General features: G+C 37.8%; 11 protein-coding genes. 5 read left to right on the forward strand and 6 right to left on the reverse strand.

Annotated elements, in window-relative coordinates; genetic code table 11:
• Positions 1–105 precede the first annotated feature (105 nt).
• The 5 genes from E0946_RS00980 to E0946_RS01000 all read left to right on the forward strand — a co-directional run bounded on the left by E0946_RS00980 (position 106) and on the right by E0946_RS01000 (position 4,641).
• Positions 106–993: a hypothetical protein gene (locus tag E0946_RS00980; protein ID WP_133200601.1), complete on the forward strand. Its 888-nt coding sequence runs from the start codon at positions 106–108 to the stop codon at positions 991–993.
• Complete coding sequence (locus E0946_RS00985; protein ID WP_133200602.1) at positions 986–2,518, forward strand: hypothetical protein; 1,533 nt, start codon at positions 986–988, stop codon at positions 2,516–2,518. The genes E0946_RS00980 and E0946_RS00985 overlap by 8 nt, the downstream gene beginning before the upstream one ends.
• A 2-nt stretch (positions 2,519–2,520) precedes the next feature.
• Positions 2,521–2,940, forward strand: coding sequence for a hypothetical protein (locus E0946_RS00990; protein ID WP_133200603.1), 420 nt, complete (start codon positions 2,521–2,523; stop codon positions 2,938–2,940).
• 109 nt (positions 2,941–3,049) lie between these two features.
• Positions 3,050–3,340, forward strand: a complete 291-nt coding sequence (locus E0946_RS00995; protein ID WP_133200604.1) for an HU family DNA-binding protein — start codon at positions 3,050–3,052, stop codon at positions 3,338–3,340.
• Positions 3,341–3,492: 152 nt separating this feature from the next.
• Positions 3,493–4,641 (forward strand): ribonuclease H-like domain-containing protein, encoded by a 1,149-nt coding sequence (locus E0946_RS01000; RefSeq protein WP_133200605.1) that lies wholly within the window; start codon positions 3,493–3,495, stop codon positions 4,639–4,641.
• Between the two features lie 607 nt (positions 4,642–5,248).
• On the opposite strand, the gene E0946_RS07430 is transcribed toward E0946_RS01000, so the two are convergent.
• The 6 genes from E0946_RS07430 to E0946_RS01030 form a co-directional block, all read right to left on the reverse strand.
• Positions 5,249–6,673, reverse strand: a complete 1,425-nt coding sequence (locus E0946_RS07430; RefSeq protein WP_133200606.1) for a tetratricopeptide repeat protein — start codon at positions 6,671–6,673, stop codon at positions 5,249–5,251.
• 81 nt (positions 6,674–6,754) lie between these two features.
• On the reverse strand, positions 6,755–8,719 hold the full coding sequence (locus E0946_RS01010) for a T9SS type A sorting domain-containing protein (RefSeq protein ID WP_207930805.1): 1,965 nt from the start codon (positions 8,717–8,719) through the stop codon (positions 6,755–6,757).
• Between the two features lie 37 nt (positions 8,720–8,756).
• Positions 8,757–10,733 carry a T9SS type A sorting domain-containing protein gene (locus E0946_RS01015; RefSeq protein WP_133200608.1) on the reverse strand — a complete coding sequence of 659 codons (1,977 nt, stop codon included), beginning with the start codon at positions 10,731–10,733 and terminating at the stop codon, positions 8,757–8,759.
• A 210-nt stretch (positions 10,734–10,943) separates the two neighbouring features.
• Positions 10,944–13,478, reverse strand: a complete 2,535-nt coding sequence (locus E0946_RS01020) for a carboxypeptidase regulatory-like domain-containing protein (RefSeq protein WP_165942043.1) — start codon at positions 13,476–13,478, stop codon at positions 10,944–10,946.
• Between the two features lie 173 nt (positions 13,479–13,651).
• Positions 13,652–19,738, reverse strand: coding sequence for a carboxypeptidase regulatory-like domain-containing protein (locus E0946_RS07365; RefSeq protein WP_243713680.1), 6,087 nt, complete (start codon positions 19,736–19,738; stop codon positions 13,652–13,654).
• A 269-nt stretch (positions 19,739–20,007) separates the two neighbouring features.
• Positions 20,008–20,205: C4-type zinc ribbon domain-containing protein (locus E0946_RS01030; protein WP_243713681.1), on the reverse strand; the 198-nt coding region annotated here is incomplete at its 5' end.

Here is a 20,205-nt window from a genome sequence, read left to right on the forward strand (position 1 = left end):
TGACACTTATTCTGTTAAGAAAAGTTAGCAGTAGATGATATCAGACTGAAAGAGGCATAGAGTCAAAGGGAATAGCTGGTGCTAAAGAGGTTAGGATTTTGTTTTTTGATTGCTGGTATTTGTTTCCTCAGCGCTGAAACCAGAATCCTTTCTATTCGTTCTGAAGACCTATCTTCCACAAGTAATAAAATATATATAACGGTTTCTGATTCCATTCGTTATAGCGTGCAAAAACTAACTGAAGCGAAGGGAGTTAGAGTCATATTATACGATGTGGAAGGAAATGTGAAACCTTCTTATCCCAGACTAAGTGCTGTTCTGGATAGAATTACTTGTTATCCAGCTGGGAATAATTTGGTAGTAGATATTATTACTATGGGAGATTATCCTGTAAATTCATATTTTGAATCAGGGGACAATCTACTCACTTTAAATATACACTCTTCAGGAGCAGGAAAGGCAATGTCTTCCAAAGTATTAGGAAAAGCAGAAAAGACTCTTAAATCAGAGGCTGTTTCTCAAACCGTAAATAAGGAGAAAATTAAGACTTCTTCTGGAAATACTAATAATGAGTTTGGGCTTTCTTCAAATAAAATTGAAGATATACCATCTCAGGAATCAGTGGCAGATAGTTTACAGCTTTCTTCTTCAGATACGATTAGTATACCCGTTGAAGAAGTGGGAAATGAGCCTAACTGCAATTTACCCAGTTTTTGGAACAGATATAAATACCTGATTTTATCAATTATTGCGGTGGTTTGTCTCTTTTTCGTTCTTAAATCTTTATTTAAAAAGAAGAGGAAAAGACTGGGGAATGAGGATAAGTCTGGTGAAGAAAGTGCACTTCTTTTGCCTCCAGAAACGGCTAAACTTATGGTGCAGAAACTGCTGGATAAGGATTGGAAGCCTGAAGAGATTGCACGAGAATTACATCTTAGTGTAAAAGAAGTTAATAAAATAATCTCAGCATTAAAGAAGGAATCGGATGAATAGGATACCAGCAGGTAAGTTCATCTTTGTGTTTGTTATATTTTTAGCTGGAATATCATTCTGTTGTGCCTATTCTTTCTGGGAAGATTCAGATTTAATACCTGAAGTAAGGACGGAGGTCTACAACAGTATCTTATCAATTAATGACACCTATCATTCCGATCCTCATACGATAAATAGACTGGGAGTTAATCATCCTTTTCAGACTCTTCGTAAGTTCCGCAGATGCGCAAGGGAAGCTTTTCTTCCCGGTGAAAAGTCCCATTCTTTTGTTCAATATGCCTATGCAGATTCTGAGCTTTACTTTTCTATGGATATAAATTTTACTGCAGGTTATGACCAGCGTTCGGATGACCCTGGAGATTATGGTTTTTTCTATAAGGGTTTAAGATTCAATTCTCAATGCAATGACCGATTCAGAGTGCGAGGAAACTGGTGGAATGGTGCTTTTCACGGTTCCAGAATGTACTGGGAACACTCTCCCCTAATTGATGGTTATAATAACCAGAATCCGGATAAAAATCTGCTGGATAATATGAATGGCGATATCAGCTATAATAATAAATATTTCAATGCTGCGGTGGGTAGAGGAAGATTTCAGATAGGTAACTCCGTCTCTGGTTCTATGATACTCTCAGATAAGGTTAATGAATATGATTATCTGCTTCTGGAACAAAGAGTAGGAAAATTCAGCTTTTCCTTACTAAATTCAATACTGAAAGCTGATAGTACCAAAACTCCAGATTCAGATGATTATCCAGATAAGTTTTTTGCTCTTCATCAGATGATGTATAAGCCTCTGGATAAGCTGGAATTATTTGTTGGGGAAACGGTGGTTTATGGCAGTCACTATGATCTCAGTTATATGCTTCCTTTCTACTTCTGGAGAGTTGGAAAGTATGGAATGCAAGAGAAAGATAATCTTATGATTTATGGTGGTGCAAACTACTATCCAGCTCCTAATCTGGTCGTCTATTTAAATGTGGCAATAGATGAACTTACTTATAATAAAATCTTTACCGATTGGTGGGGAAATAAATATGGAATTCAAACAGGTGTCTCTATGATGATACCAGAGTTTGCACTTACGGATAATGAAAGTCCAAGATTGACAGTGGAAGCTACTGCTATCCGACCCTGGACTTACACTCATTATGATAATGTAACAATGTATTCCCATGAGCGATTGCCTCTGGGCTATCCTAAAGGTTCAAATTTGGTAGATTTAACCGCTGAATTAAATCTTCCTTTGCCCTGGAAAATGAGATGGGATAGTCAGTTTTCTTGCACCTGGCAAGGTAGTGTGGGCAATGATTGGCGTTTAAATTATCATACCTACTTTCCAAGCGATATAGTTAATACCGCAGAAGCTTACTGGTTAGAAGGTGATGTAAGCTTCATTCCTACCTGGACTAATGCTATTCATCTGGATTTTATGGCACATCATAGTTTTATTCTGGGTCTTAGTTCCACTTTTGGTAAAGATTCTCGTCATCAATTGTTTCTTAGCTGGCAGTTCTTTTACTAATTATGCCTATTGTAGACCGTCTGGAATATCCTAAAAAATATAAGATGAGTAGTGCTATTCTACTCTTAGCAGTTCTTCTTGCTGTTGGTGCTCTACTTTACCAAAAGTATAGTAATAAAGCAATGGCAAAGCAGATAGTTATTCATAGTATAGGCTTTGATGAGTATGACAAAAATTATATTAGAGTGGGATATGAAATAGAAAATATGGGTAAAAAAGACCAGGAAGTGGCACTCTTAATAAGAGTCTATGATAGAGAAGGTGGAGAGATAGCCAGTATATTTTTTAAGACTAACATTAAAGCCCATACGAGAGAATTTCAGAGTAAGGTTATAGATGAATTGAACCGTCCGTTGAAAGAAGGAGAGAAACCCTATAGAGCAACCATAGAACTTCGTCAGCGGGAATTTATGCACTATTAAGCTCTTAAAGTTATTTTTGCTTGACATAAACCTAAGATATTATTTTGAAGATAAATAAATGAATTTTTAAGATTCTTATCCGACGATAAAAAAATAAAGGAGAAAAAAGATGACAAAAGCAGATCTGGTAAAAATCATATCCGAAAGTACCGGTATTATCCGCAAAGATGTTGCAGTAGTCGTAGATGCTTTTTTGCAGGCAATAAAAGATAGCTTGAGTCAGGGGAATCATATTGAAATAAGGGGATTTGGAACTTTTAAATTGAAAACCCGTAAACCTCGCGTAGGTCGTAACCCCAAAACCGCACAAAGAGTGCCTGTACCAGCACGTACTGTCCCTACTTTCAAGTTTTCCCGTGAGTTCAAAAATTCCGTTAGCAATGTAAAAATTGATGAGTAGAGTGTTTATATATGCCTTGCGGTAGGAAGAGAAAACGTCATAAAATTGCAACTCACAAGCGGAAAAAACGTCTACGTAAAAATCGTCATAAGAAAAAATAAAAGCGACCACCCTGCGGGGTGGTTTTTTAATCTTAAAAAGGCATAACTTATATGGATAACGAATTCTGGGAAGTCGTAGCCGAAGAATTAAAAAGGCTCCTACAAGGAGATTTTTCTTCGCATAAGGATTTCCCCTATTTCTACACTAAATATTCTTATCCAATAGCTTCTCCTCTTGATGGATTGCCTATTCTTCCCCAAACTATCCCAGAAGTGTTGCTCAAATGGGCACAAATGGATAGCGAAAGTCAATGGAATCCAGAAGACTTTTTATTTCTGGATTTAGAGACTACAGGTTTAGGACGGAACCAGACTTTTGCCTTTCTAATTGGATTGGGATATTATGAAGAAGACCAGCTGGTGGTGGAACAGATTTTTCTTCCTGTACCTGAAGCTGAAGTCAATTCCTTTGACCGTTTAGCTGAATTACTTTCTCGTAAAGCTGTTCTCATCACTTTTAATGGTAAAACCTTTGATATTCCAATTCTGGAATCACGTTTACTTTATAATCGTATCTGGCTTAATTTACGCGAAAAAGAGCATATTGATTTGCTTCAATTAGCCAGAAGATTGTGGAAAAATAAGTTACCTTCTTGTGCTCTGGAAACCTTAGAATTCTATCTTATGGGAAAAATCCGAGAAGAGGAATGGGATATAGATAGTGAACTGATCCCGCAAACCTATTTCCAATATCTTCAAACTGGAGAACCAGAAGCACTGAAAAAAGTATTTATCCACAACCAACTTGATATACTGCATACTGCAGCACTTTTTACTCTTATCTGTGATTCTATTGATTATCCACCAGTGGCAGGTTACGACCAGAGAATTGATTATTATGCTCTCGCCCAGCTATATCTAAGACAGGGCGATAAAGATAAAGCAAAATATATTTTATCAGACTTGCTAAACCAGAATTATTTGACTGGTGATGTTGCTTGTGCTCTGGGAATCTTATGTAAACAAGAGGGAAATATAATAGGAGCGGAAAGGTATTTTGCAATAGCTACCGATTTATTTCACCCTGACGGAATGCTGGAGTATGCTAAATTACTGGAAAGAAGAAAGGCTTATGCTCAAGCTCTGGAAGTTGCTTTGAAATTATTACACTGGAATCTGAGTCGTCCTTTGGTCAATAGTAAGAGAATTCTGGAATTAGAAAAAAGAGTTAAACGCCTCCAGCGGAAAATAGGAGATTAAAACTTTTCCATTACTTAGCTGAAGCGTATTTTATATTCTTTCTATTTTGGTAATTCCTATGATTTATTATTCAAAGTCCGCTCATTTAATATTGCTAAAATAGCATATATAATATTTGTTTTATTTATTAAATAATGTAAACATATTTGTAGATTGGAAACGCCATTAATATTATTCTTAATCACCTGATACAGAATACATTAACCTCACATTTAGTCCCTAAAGTCCTACTTGACTGTCTCTTAGCAACTTACAAGCAAAAGAGCTAAGGGAGAGCCAAGAGAAAATTCAGAGGAAAATAGGAAGCTAAAAAGGCACAATGCTCTATGACAATAATGATAGATAATCCTATATGGCAGAATAAATAAATGGGATAATCTATAGAAACTGAACAAAAAACATCAAAGGAGTAAATTAGATTTTAGGTTAATTAGGGGAATATAGGTTATTATAACTTATAACTTTGTCTTTATGTTAAGTAAGAGTAAAATTATATATGAAGTTATTACAGTAGGAGCTACGATTGCTAATAGCGGTTCAATGGGCAGATAAAGGGCAAAATCCGAAGATTAATAATAGATTATAAATTCATTCCCAGGGTCAGAATTTATCTATTGATTATCCACTTTTGCACTCGCTCTTTTATTCTTTCTTTTTGTTCTTCAGTAAGCTCGTCTTCCAGTAGAGCCCTGTTTTCAGCAGCAGTTTTATTGCCATTAACTTCGGCTAAAGAGAACCAGAAGTAGGCTTCTTCCAGGTCTTTTGCGACGCCTTCTCCATTAGCATAACAAACTCCTAAATTACATTGGGCTTGAGGATGACCCTGTTGAGCTGCCAGACGGTACCATTTGACTGCTTCATCATAGTCTTTGGGTACTCCTATGCCAAATTTGTAGCAAACTCCAAGATTATACTGTGCTCTCGGTTCTCCCTGTTCCGCAGCTAACATATACCAGCGGATTGCTTCTTTGTCATCTTTTTCTACGCCGCGACCATTTTTATAACAGATTCCTAAACTGTATTGAGCACGAGCATCTCCTTTTTCTGCAGCCATCAACCACCAACGAACTGCTTCTTTATAATCCTGTGGGACTCCCTCTCCTTGATAGTATTTCATTCCCCACTCATACATTTCTTCTGCCGTTGTAGGATATATTGGAACTTTAGGTGCTGGAGTTGCTGGTTTTTGTGGCTCTATGGCTTCCGGTTTTTTAGGAGAAATCGGAGCAGGAGAAACTGCTTTTTCTATAGACTCATCAGAAGTTTTTGCTTTCTCAGATTTTAATTCTGTAGTGAGAGATGAAGGAGTTGTAACTGATTCAAGACTTGGATAGTAAATCCCACTTTTTTTAAGTTGATTTATTACTATAAGATTCCCCTTAGTTTTCTTTTCCTGTTCCTGAGCTATGCGATACCATTTTTCTGCTTCTTGTTGATTTTTAGGGACACCCAATCCGTTTTCATAGCATACCGCAAGATTATACATAGCGTCACTATTACCTTGTTCTGCAGCATTAAGCCACCAGGACACTGCCAGGTAATAATTTTGCTCCACACCTTCTCCAGCAAAATATTTAAAACCCAGATTATTTTGAGCATAAGAATTGCCTTTATTAGCTGCTTTTTGATACCACTGAGCTGCTTCAGTTTTATTTTCTGCCACTCCATAACCATTATCCAGACACCAGCCATATAAATATTGAGCATCTGGATTACCTTGACGAGCAGCTATTCGCCACCAGCGCGCTGCTTCAACGGCATTTTTCTCTATACCTTCACCTTTAAAATAGCACCAACCCAAATCACATTGGGCAGCAGAATTTCCATTATCTGCAGCCAGAGCCAACCATTTTACCGCTTCATACAAATTGCGAGGTACTAACTTGCCTTCATAGTAGATTCTACCCAGCTCATATTGAGCATCGGTATCTCCATTTTTAGCAGCAAAGAGTAATTCATCAATATAACTACTCTGGGCGTAAATAGTTAGAAATAATAGGAGAGCGATAACCACTAATATAAATTTTTGCATCTGGATACCTCCTAAGCTCAAGGATGTTTGTTATTATAAATAAAACATTCTGTCAAGAACGAATACTATTTTCGTGAGCTTTTACTTCACGATAGAGAACCTTAATACTATAGGTTTAGTTCTATTATCGGGAGAAAGACGCATCAGATAGATGCCAGAAGAATATTTAGCAAAAGGAAGATTAATTTCAGGACCGTTATTAACCAGATGCTGAGAAAGGATTCTCTGTCCACGGATATTAAATATTTCCAGTCTTAAGGGGTCTATATTTAATCCAGTTATATCCTTTATAGTCAGATTGCCATTTTGATAACGGACATTAAATTGCGCAGGAGGAATTGGTTCATCAGGAGAATAGTTAGCCAGATAAAGCAGATAACTTTCTCCTGCTGCTAATAAAGGTATCATATAATCCCTTTCTTTATATTTGATACAAAGTTGAGGGATATCAAAGTCAGAATAATTATGCAGGGTAACTCTATAGAAATCGTCGTCTAAAGGTTCAATGGAAGTAATTTTCACCTGTTCAATAGCTAACATTCGGTCAAAGATATCCTCTAAGGGTGCAATCCAGAGTCCTCGTTCTCTTCTATAGAAATCCAGCATCTGAAGCATCTCATCCACATCATCTCTAATCTCATAGTCTCCAGTTGGTGTTATTTCCCAAAAACTTACACTATTAGCAGTAGGTAATAGACATAAATTAGTATAAGCAATATGTAAACCTTGTTCTGTTATTAAGGCATCAAGATTATCAGGTGTCATTAAAGTTTTCATACATACGGGCATAAAGAAAGATAAATACTCCCAAACTTCTTCTCTGGTGCGTCCAAAGAAGTAAATAGGACGCGTAAGAGTTTTTGCCTCATAAACTATATGAGGTAAACGCCAGGGTTCATCATAAGCATTGAAAGGATTAGTAGGAGGAGTGTCTGCAGACCAAATATATTCAATTTGAGATTGATTTATAATATCTGCTACATAACCTAAACTATCAGGATAAAGTCCGTTATACATTATATTTTCAGGATTATACCAAAAATTAAGATCAAACCAACTGCGTATATTATAAGGTGATAAATCATTTAATAAAGCTTGAGTATTTGTTCCTGGAGGGTCAGTAAGAGGTGAATAAGTATGATAACCTATTCTATTTCCATAACTTTGGATTTTAGTCCACATATTTCCTAAAGTATTTTTATTGATTCCGTAGATAGAGTTTGTAATTGGTATATTACGAGCAAAAAACCCCTTATTATAATATTTAGAACTAGTGGGATTATTACTTCCTTCAAAAATTGCTTGAAGACGTTCCAAGGTTTCGTCATCAGCATCACTAGTGATGCACAGAGCTGCTTTTTTATCTCCTAACCAACGGTTTATTTCTACAAGTATAGGCTTATCAATAAAAAGCAAGAAATTCCAATAATGCATATTTCCTGGAACTTGATACATAGCATCTCTGAGCAGAAAGGGTTGATGCGAAATATGATCATATTGTCTGAAAAAGTGACAATGATAATCATATAGCATAATTTTATTGGCTGTTAAACCTTCAATTCCATCACATCCATCATATTCAGAAGCAACAATCCAGAAATGGTCCTCGCCACTGGTATACTCTACTGCCTTATCCATATAAGGAGAAATGGTTCTATTTCTTGAAGGATCTCTCATTTGAATAGCTTTTACACCTTTGAGAAAAGAGGAAATAGGGTTTTCTGGATTATCCATTGTTAGATATAGTTCATGAAGATAAATTTCTGTCTTAAAAAGCGCTCTAATATTAAAGCGATAGGCATTTCTAAGATATTGATTTTCTGGAAGGATAGAGACAATTACATCAAGTTCCGGTGCCGAAAAAATAATTACTGTACTATCAGGATATGACCGTTCATTTTTATTAAAATTAACCTTATAATAGTTATATTCTCCAATCCTTTGATCTGCAAATATATTTAGTTCAAATAAGGAATTGCTCCATACATTGCCAATATTAATTAATGCATAACTAAAGGATATACAAGAAAATATAAAGGAAAACATAAAGAATAATTTTTTCATTTCGGTTAAAACCTCTAATTTACTTCACGATAGAGAACCTTAATACTACGGGTTTAGTTCCATTATCGGGAGAAAGACGCATCAGATAGATACCAGAAGAATATTTAGCAAAAGGAAGATTAATTTCAGGACCGTTATTAACCAGATGCTGAGAAAGGATTCTCTGTCCACGGATATTAAATATTTCCAGTCTTAAGGGGTCTATATTTAATCCAGTTATATCCTTTATAGTCAGATTGCCATTTTGATAACGGACATTAAATTGCGCAGGAGGAATTGGTTCATCAGGAGAATAGTTAGCCAGATAAAGCAGATAACTTTCTCCTGCTGCTAATAAAGGTATCATATAATCCCTTTCTTTATATTTGATACAAAGTTGAGGGATATCAAAGTCAGAATAATTATGCAGGGTAACTCTATAGAAATCGTCGTCTAAAGGTTCAATGGAAGTAATTTTCACCTGTTCAATAGCTAACATTCGGTCAAAGATATCCTCTAAGGGTGCAATCCAGAGTCCTCGTTCTCTTCTATAGAAATCCAGCATCTGAAGCATCTCATCCACATCATCTCTAATCTCATAGTCTCCAGTTGGTGTTATTTCGTAGAAACCAACTACACTGGAGTGAGAACCTATAGAAAGATGAGTGTAAGCAATGTGCAAACCATTTTCTACGATAAGAGCATCAAGATTATCAGGAGTTATTAAATATTTCATACAGACAGGATTATAATAATTAGTATACTCCCATACCTCTTCTCTTGTTCTACCATAAAACCAGATAGGACGGGTGAGAGTTTTTGCCTCATAAACTATATGGGGTAAACGCCAAGGTTCATCATAAGCATTGAAAGGATTAGAGGGAAGTGTATCCGCAGGCCAAATATAGTCAATCTGAGATTGATTTATAACATCTGCTACATAACCTAAACTATCAGGATAAAGACCATTGTAAGCTATATCTTCAGGATTATGAGGGATTGCATGATCTATCCAAGTGCGTATGTTATATGATACTAAATCATTCAGTAGGGCTTGAGCATTAGTTCCTGGAGGATCTGCTAAAGGAGAATAAGTATGATAACCAATTCGGTTTCCATAATCTTGGATTTTTGTCCACATCTCTCCTAAAGAAGGTTGATTGATTCCAAAAATAGTATTGGTAATAGGGATGTTTCGGGCAAAAAATCCTTTATTATAATATTTTGGACTAGCAGGATTGTTACTTCCTTCAAAAACAGCTTGCAGAGTTGATAGACATTCACTATCTGCATCATTAGTGATGCATAGTGCCGCTTTACTGTTTCCTAACCATCTATTAATATCCAGAAGCACAGGTTTTTGTTTAAAAAGTAGAAAAGCCCATTGATGATAGCTATTTGGTGGGTTATAAAATGCATCTCGTAGTAAATGGTTTTGTTGAGTCCTGGCATCAAAAGCACGATAAAAATGACAGTGGAAATCATAAAGCATAATCTTATTTGCCATTAATCCTTCTATTCCGTCACAGCCTTCGTATTCAGATGCCACAATCCAGAAATGTTGTTCTCCGCAAGTATATTCCACTACTTTGTCCATAAAGGGAGTAATATTTTTATTCTTGGAAGAATCGTTTGTTTCAATGGCTGGAACCCCTTTTAAGATTGGATAAATATGCTGTTTTGAATTATCCATAGTTAAATATAGTTCGTGGATATAGGTTTCCTGTTTAAAAAGGGCTCTGATATTAAATCGTATAGCATTAATTAAAAAATTGTTTTCAGGGGTAAGAGTTACGGTTAAATCCATCTCTAAAGCTGAGAAAATAATTACGATACTATCGGGATAAGCATTTATTGATTTGGAAAAATTTATATCATAGTAATTTAATTCACCAACTCTCTTATTAGCGTAAGCATTGAGTTCAAAGAGATTACTAATTTTTAACCTTGTTTCGGAAGCGGTTAAAAAACTTATAAACAATATAAAAATACAGGTTAAATAAACTGATTTTTTCATTAGTCCCTCATTGGGAGATTTTATTTTAAGTAAATAACTTGCGAAATAATGTCAAGGTTAAATAGCTATCCTACTTTAGACTGTGATTTAAAGTAATATTTTCTTTTGGATTATTTTGTAAAATTTATGAATCTATAAGCTTACAACCTAAATATAAAAGGCGGAGTTTAGAGAAAAATGAACTCCGCCTTAATGTAAATATTCTTAACTTTATTTGAGCAACAACATTTTTTTAGTGCAGCTGTAGTTATTGCATTGCATCTGATAGAAAAAGACTCCACTGGAAACAGGCTGATTATGATTGTCTTTTCCATCCCAGACAACTTTATAATGTCCAGGAGTTTTAACTTCATTTATTAGAGTCTTAACTAACTGTCCTTTCATATCATAGATATTAATTTTCAAAGGAGTACTTTCCTTAATATTATAATAGATTATAGTTTCGGGATTGAAAGGATTGGGCGTATTTCCCAGAAGTTCTGTTCTGACAACTGGAATATTATCATCCTGGATGGCAGTCTCTTGTAGAAAGAAGTTTAAGGTGGTGGTCAATCCTACCTGAACCAGAACTCCTTCCTGTGTTTGAGATTGATAATTTGGATGACTTGCAGTCACACTATGTATTCCAGCTGCAACCAGCATAGTATAAGCTCCAGCTGTATTGGTGGTAACGCTTACATTTTCACAAGTCACAGTTGCTCCACTTATGGGAACATTAGAAGTGCTACGCACAAAACCTGCTATAGTACCCACTGGTGTGATTAAAGTGAGAGAATTGGAAAATGCTGGATCGGACATCACTCCACCTGTATAAACTGATTTGACTGCCCATAGATAAGTACCATCAGGAAGATTATTCCAGGCTGTATCTATTATAGATAAATCTGTCGTTGGTTGTTCATTAAGACTCACCCAGAAATCTTCATTATTTGCCTGTCCCTGAAGTAGTCGCCATACTTTGAATCCAATCATACTTCGGTCATTAAATGCATTTAAATTTATTTCTGGAGCATAAGTTGATAATGCAGGAGGAGTTAAACCCACATAACCCTGAATGTTCCAGTTGAAGTCACAATAAGAATTTACTGCTAGTAAGGTCGTCCATTGATCCTGCCAGAGAATCATATTCCCAAAACCATTTACTGCGGGACCTTCATCAAATCCAGCATAGGCAGGATTAAAACCTGTGGTATCACAAAGATAACCAATCCAGAGTTCCTCCGTTCCAGTGATAAGAATGGGTGTATTTAGCATAACTGTGTTCCAGGTATTTAATACAGGAATAATAGGTTGGCTTAGAACCATAGGACCAGGACCAAGAGCATTTCCACCTAACCAGATGTGCACTACAAAGTTACCACCCATAGCAGGCCAAATCTTTACAGCTTGTAAATAACCACCAGCATAAGCAGCTAAAGAATCAGCAGGAAAACGAGCAGCTACTTCAAAATTAGCAGAACCTGCAGTTCCAAAAGCATTAAAGTTTTGTCCTGAATCATAATGAATCCACCCTTCTTCGGGGACTAAAGGTTCCTGCCAACTTATCTGTACCGCTGTTCCATTATTAATTTCAGTAGCAATAACATTTATTGGACTATATGCCATCTCGCTTAAAACAATTTCACCCATATCTAAATTGGAAGAACCAACCACTGCCTGTCCAGTATAAATCTGATATCCTGGTGCTGCGATAGTATAGTCGTAAGTTTGATTAGCATAGACACTATAAAATATGAAATAACCCTGAGCATCGGTAACAGTGGTATAATCTGCATATCCCGTAAAAGAAACGGTAGCGTTTGCAATACCAACATTTGGTGCATCACTTCCTACTACTCTTCCTTCCACGGTTACTTCCGGGATACCGGTAAGAGCAAAATTTTGAGTGGCTGATTGACCTGCAAGAATAGTAACTGTATGAGATTGAGGATTATAACCTAATTTTGAGGCAGTAATAGTGTATGTTCCTGGTTGAATATAAGGGAAGCTATAATTGCCATTTGCTCCCGTGATACGATATAATGGACTATCTTCAATTTGCACTCTTGCACCTTCCAGAGGTATACCAGAAGAGCTAACATTTCCACTCAAGCTTCCCATTCCATCCACATTAATTAGAAATGTAGTTTTCGGGAAAAGACCGATTACTCCCGTCGTTGGAGGATTATCAGGACTAATCTGCGTATTGTTATTATAAGTAACCAGAGAACGATTGTCTCCATTAATTTGACATGCAAATAAATCTTGATTCATCCAATAAAAATCCTCTTCCCAAGGACGATATACCAACATTACCAGATTGCCTCCTCTATAATTATAAGGATTAGTAAGATGTATAGTAATAGTATTTATTCCTGAAGGGTAATCTACATTATCCGCAAAAACCTGGGTTAATTGGGAAGCTGGGATCCAACCATTCGTTAGATTTTCGGAAAGTGTTTCTCCTAACCAAATCTGGGTTGGTTTATCAGTTAAATTACTCTCAAAATTATTATAAAACATTATATCTGTTATTGTTCCTGCAGCATTCATCTCCGTAGCAAGATAAATGGTTTCAAATAAACTTGTTCTATAGGACATATCTACCGGAACCCTGCCTACAAGGTTACCGGCTCCAATAGTTACCGAAATCTGAGTTCTGTCAGAAAGAGTCGATTTATTGTTATTGGCAATCAAACTAATAGGTAGAACAATAAATGCCAAAACTATCAATCCGATTAAGAAACATTGAAAATGTGCTTTCATCTTCATTCTCCTTTATTAAACTTAATTTTATAGATATGCAATTATTGAACCAAAGTGGATTCACGGTATAAGAAAATGATCATATTTATTAAAAATACTTTTGATTTACTGAGGAAAGAAAAGCCCCGGAAGGTAAAAACCTATCCGGGGCTAGGAGTTATGGTAGGAATTGTTTATTTCATCATAATCATTTTCTTAGTGCTGCTGTATTTACCAGCATTCATCTTATAGAAATAGACTCCACTGGATACAGGCTGATTGTTATTATCTCTTCCATTCCAGACTACAGAATAGTTACCTGCAGTCTTGACTTCATTCACCAGGGTGCGTACCAGCTGTCCCTTAAGGTTGTAGACCTCAATGGTTACAGGACTGGTCTCTTTCACACTGTAGCGAATAGTAGTCTCTGGATTGAATGGATTAGGATAGTTACCCTGCAGCTCTGTTGCCAGCACTGGAACATTGGGATCCTCTAAAGGAGTACCCTCAACGGTAACATCATCTAACAGGAAGATAAAGGCATCATTAGATACGCACTGAATGCCAATATACACATTACCCGTGTATCCTTCCATCTCATAGGTGTATTCGGTCCAGTCCACAGGAGCTTCTATAAAGTTAGGTCCACTGATGATAGTGAAGTTAGAAGGATTGGTTCCCGTAGTAGATACTCCTACCTTAAATCTCTCCAGTCCATATTGAGCGGTATAAGAGCGTGCCCAGAAGGTTATCTGAGTCGGTCCGTTAAGCACTGGAGTAATCAACCAGTCATTATTAGGAGGTGTAGTGGAAGCAAAACAGGCAGCAACCTTATTTCCAGTATGAGTTACATCTGTAGCAGTAAGTGGAGGAGTAGTAGCTGAGGGCACAAAGATAATGTATGCCATAGGTGAATAACAATTGGGGAAACTATATCCTGAAATACCATAAGTGGCACTCTGATCTACATCCACACAGGTCCAGGGAGCAAAGGTCAGAGCGAAGTTCTCATAGGTCTCAAAACTATCCTCCAGTAAGATAATAGTACTGCTCGGAGGAAGTATGAAGTTAACGGTAGTGGTCTGCCCCGTTACCACAATCACATTAGAGTGAGTAACCGAATCATAACCTGGTGCACTGGCAGTAACACTATGAGTTCCTGCTGGTACTTGCATACTATATGCACCACTGGCATTAGTGGTAGCAGTGATAGTTCCGCAGGTTACCGTTGCTCCCATAATGGGCGCATTCTGCTGATTCTTAACTGTGCCTGCGATAGTTCCTATCTGAGTTAATTTGGGTAAGGCATTGGAGATGGCTGCATTAGAAAGGGCTCCACCAGTATAAACAGCCTTTACTGCCCATTTATACATTCCATCTGGCACAGAACCCCAACCAGTATCTTGCCAAGCTGTGGCAGTTATGACATCTGTAGTAAGCAGAGTCCAAGCACTTTCATTATTCTCTTGTCCTTGAAGCAAACGCCAGACCTTATAACCATTAAGAACTCTATCATTTCTAATGACTGTCTCTGGAGTGGAGTGCTTATAGCTATTTATCAACGAAGTTTTAGCCATGGCACGACTTGCTGGAAGTTGTGGGCTAACTGTACGAAGTTGAGGATATGAATCATCTCTTGCACTTATACGAGTCAATTCATTGTTAGTGAAATGAATAGTTTCCTTAGCATTACCTACAGTAATATCATCTACGAACCAGACATACCACATTCCATCATTAGAAGGTGGATCATCAGCATGCCAGGCAAGCTTAATCTGTTGTCCAGCATAAGCATCTAAGTCAATCACGATAGGAGTTGCATAGTAGTTCCAGCCACCTGTTAGAGCACTGGCATCCCAGAGAACTGTCCAAGTGTTACCATTATCAGTTGATACTTTGATATAGTAGTGATCACCATTAGTGCTGCCTAAATAGACATAACTCCAGAAGGTTAAATCACCACCAGGACAGACGAATTGAGGTGTAATCAACCATTCATCCTGATGAACATAATCCCACCACATTGCTGCTTGATAAGAACCACCATGAGGCGGAACAGGAGGGGTTAAGGCAATAGTTCCTGCTTGACACCAGGTAGGTAAGATACCTGCTCCAACTGGAGGTCCATTATCTGTGATAATCTGAGACCAATCTTCAGGTGGGAAGAGCGTGCCTTCAAAACCTTCACTGATATTTGCGCCCGAACCAGGTGCCATCCAGGTTATATTAACAGTTGTGGGACTGGCCTCAACTGCTTGAACTGCTGCAGGAGGTAGTGTTATTTCAGTTAGAACAAAGTTTAATGTGGTAGTCTGAAGTCCAACGATATTTACTCCGGTTTGAGTTGCAGTTTGATATCCTGGTTTAGAACAGGTTACGGTATAAGTTCCCTGATAGACGCTGAAGGAATATACACCCTGAGCATTTGAAGTACCGCTGTATTCACCAGCTGTAATGGTGGCACCTTCAATAGGGACATTGGTACCAAATTCAGTAACCGTTCCAGTTAATGTGCCCATCATACCTTTGTGAATTTCATTGGAGAAAGCAGCAGGAGATAGAACATTATTGGTATATACAGCTTTAATAGCGAACTTGTAAACACCAGAAGGCAGAGGTTGCCATGTGTTATCCACATAACTGGTGTTAGTTATAGTAGTTGGAGTTAAAAGAGTCCAAAGAGATTCATTGTTCTGGTTGGCAGATAGCAAGCGATATACTTTATATCCCACAAGAACACGATCTCTGGTCTCACTTTTAGAAAGACTATTTGCTTGTAATGTAATCGGTCCAATTTCCGGTGCTTGAGTAGGAGCAGAATATCCCACATAACCTTGAATATTCCAGTTATAATTTAAAGCCGGATTCAATTGCAATAAGGTAGACCAGCTGCCCTGGAAATACATCATATTTCCAAAACCATCTACCGCAGGACCTGAATCACAACCTGCAGGATATCCTCCCGTTACATTACAACGATAACCAAACCAGAGTTCCTCTGTTCCAGTTATGGTCACTGGATTATTTAACATTACGGTATTGTATGTATCTAAGGTTGGTGTGAAAGGTTGGTCTACAACCATAGTAGCTGGAGCAGAAGCATTACCGCCAGTCCAAACACGGATTGAGAAAGTTCCTGCTTGAGCAGGCCAGGCTTTCACGGCATAGAGACTCATACCTGCATAATCCTGTAAAGCAGAGGCAGGGAAACGTATTGCTACATCAAAATCAGCCGCTCCACCAGTACCTATACTATCATTATTCTCACCATTATCATAATGAATCCATTCACCAACCGCATTGGGATTCGGTGCCATCCAGGTGATAGAAACATTAGAACCATCGGTTGCTTCGGTTGCTACAACTTGATAAGGTGGGAATGCCATCTCATTAACAACTATATCTCCCATATTGACATCAGTTGAACCGACCACCACTTGACCTGTAGCATTTTGATAACCTGTAGCATGTGCCACATAGTCATAAGTATGATTGGCATAGACATTGGGAATGGAGAACTGTCCATTGGCATCAGTAGTAGCTTCATAGTTTTCATAACCAGTCAGGGTGATAGTTGCATTAGCTAAGCCAACTGTGGGTTGGTCACTTCCTACAATACGACCACTTACCGTAACTTGAGGAAGAGGAGTGAGGGTAAAATTAGTAGTCACCGTCTGATCTTCTACTACAGTTACAGTATTAGTTACTTCATTATATCCGTGTTTAGTAGCAGTAACCTGATGTTCACCTTCAGCTACATAAGGGAACAAAAAAGTTCCATCCGCTCCAGTAGTGTAAGATAACGGAGTTCCAACAACTGTGACAGTAGCACCAGCAAGAGGAACATTACCAGGTCCATAAACAGTGCCATTAATAGCTCCCAATCCATCAGTTATAAACATAAAAGTAGCCATTGGGAACATAGCTGTCGGAGTAGCTGTGGGAGGATTGGCAGGGTCATAATCTACACTGTCACTATAGGCATTGCGAGTACGATTAGACACCGTCCCGGTTTGAGTGCGGAATACATCGGAAGAGCTATAATATTGAGTATCCATAGGACGCTCAACCATCACTACGAGATTTCCTCCACCATAGGCATAAGGTGTAGTAAGATGAATCAAGATGTCGTTTTGACCACTGGGATAGTTCACATTTCCGCTGAATACCTGGGTTAATTGAGTAGATGGTATCCAACCAGCAGAAAGATCAGTCTGCGTAGTTTCTCCTACCCAGATATTGGTTGGTTTATTAGGTAGATTGCTTGAGAAGTTATTATAGAATTGAATATCAGTAAGCAGACCGCCAATATTGAGTTCTGAAGAGAGATATATCGTTTCAAATAAAGAGTTATAATAGAAGAAATCCATAGGCATACGTCCAGTACTATTTCCTGTTCCAACGGTTATGGCTACTGTACCTGCGGACTGAACATTAACATTTAGATGCGGTGTCTGATTGTTAGTAGCTATTTCATCACCAGTCATCTCAACTTCACCATAGATATAGGTAGCTCCAGTCTCACTAGGAGTCCAGTTAATAGTGAAATCCAAAGTCTGCAGAGAATTGATGGTTACTCCAGGAACAGAACCAAGCAGAACGCCGCCTTCCTTCATCAATTTAACCGTATAATTGCTTTGAACTGCGGTCCCATTATTCTTGACTGTAATAGTATAGGGTGTTGCTGCACCCACACTGGGTGTGGTATTACCACTAATAGTTAAGCAACCTAAATCATTTACAATTGCTTGTCCCGTGTAGAAAATAGTAGTTTTAGGAAACTGGCCTGATGGAGTAGTGCCAGCTGGAGGATTAGCAGGATCATAATCAGTACTATCACTTTGAACTTTCAAAGCACGAGCTGTTCCAATAGTCTGAGCCTGGAAGTTATCGGAGGAAGAATAATACTGAGTATCCATTGGTCTCTCAACCATCATTACCAGATTGCCGGGGGTATGCATATAGGGTGTTTGTAGTGGTATAGTAATGGTATTTGCTCCGGAAGGATAGGTGATATTACCATCAAATACCAGAGTCAATTGAGTGGAGGGTATCCATCCGGCACTAAGGTCTGCCTGATTAGTTGTGCCTAACCAGATCTTGGTGGCACCGTTAGCAGGTGAATCAGCAAAGTTATTATAGAAAGCTAAAGAAGTTATGGTTCCACTGGTAAAGCCCAGTTCATCCGGATAAAACAGACATTCAAAAAGGGAATTTTTGTAGTAGAAATCCATAGGAACACGAGCTAATTCATTACCTGAACCAATGGTTACTGCTTGGACTCCAGCAGGTTGGACAGTAATAGCTAGTGGTTGTGTCTGGTCATTGTTTGGATTCTGGTCTCCAGTCAACACTACTTTACCATAAAGAACACCAGGACCTGCAGTAGAGGGAGTCCAGGGAATAGTAAAGGTTAGAATTTCTCCAGCTTGAATGGCAGTCCCATTTACTGAACCAATTTCTTGGGTTCCTAATAATAGCTTAACCTGATAAGTAGTTTGTGGGTTGGTACCACGATTGCGAACAGTTATAACATAATCATAACTCTGTTCAGCGGTAGGAGTAGTATTACCAGTAATGGAAAGAGCAGCTAAATCATTAGGAACAGCCACAACTGGGTTAAACTCATAGATAGTTCCTTCACCGGGCCAGGTTGCAATAATTGCATTTTCAGTAGTAGTTGAAGCAGTAGCTGGAGTTCCTGGTGTTATACTGTAAAACCATCCTGAACCTCCAGGAAGCATATTAATGCCGATGGAGGCACTAGGAGTGTTAGGATCACCAGTAGAAGAACCATAAACAAAATCAATTTTACCATTCTCATAGAGTCTAACTTGCAAATTGAAGAAAGTAGTAGCACCGTATCTCCATTTCAGGTTAGTATATTGAATGGTAAAGATGCGATTGGGTGCTGTGCCTGAAACTAGATATTCACAGCTACCTGATGCCAGGCTGCAGTCATCCCAAAGAGGGGCTACGATGGGGACATAACTCGTAGAAGTTAAGTTGTTGGTAAGGTTACTACCCGTCTGAGAAGTACCCAAACCAATCCAGCCATTAGATGAAATCTTAACCTCAGTGTAGATATAATCCCCATAAGGGAAGGAAAAGCCAATGGGAATTGCTTCTGAGATTGCATCATCAGAAGAAATATTCGCATTGGTTCCCACGATAGGAGTGTAGGTTCCGCTGGTAGCGTTGAAGGTATAATACTCATCAATGCCTGCGAAAGCTGCACACACGGTGATTATCATCACCAGAAGTAATGATAGTCGTTTCATAGGTTAACTCCTTTTGTACATTTATGTTCTTTATATTATCACTTTCCACTGGCTGAAGTATAATCTCTAACTTTATTTTACAGCCAGTATCCTGTAATATCTTTAATGCACTGGAATCGGATAATCAACCAACTATGAAAACAGAATTAACAATCAACTAATATTAAAATATCCATTTCAACTTTTCTGTCAAGATATAAATTCAATTTTTTATCCTTTTTACCTTAAAAAGCAGTTAATAATATTTAAGATTAATCGTCAAGTAGAATTTATAAATCTTCAAATTTCTCCATTAAAATCCGGCCACAATTTTCACAATAATTTATCTTATTCCGCTGTTGTATCTCAATACGAACCTGAGGACGAATTACAAAACCACAGGCACCGCAAGCACCATTTCTGGCATAGGCAACTGCACAGTTATTTTTATATTTAAGAAGTTTTGCATATTGTTTCACCAGGGATTG

Source organism: Candidatus Syntrophosphaera thermopropionivorans, assembly GCF_004353895.1.
GTDB classification, from domain to species: Bacteria; Cloacimonadota; Cloacimonadia; order Cloacimonadales; family Cloacimonadaceae; genus Syntrophosphaera; species Syntrophosphaera thermopropionivorans.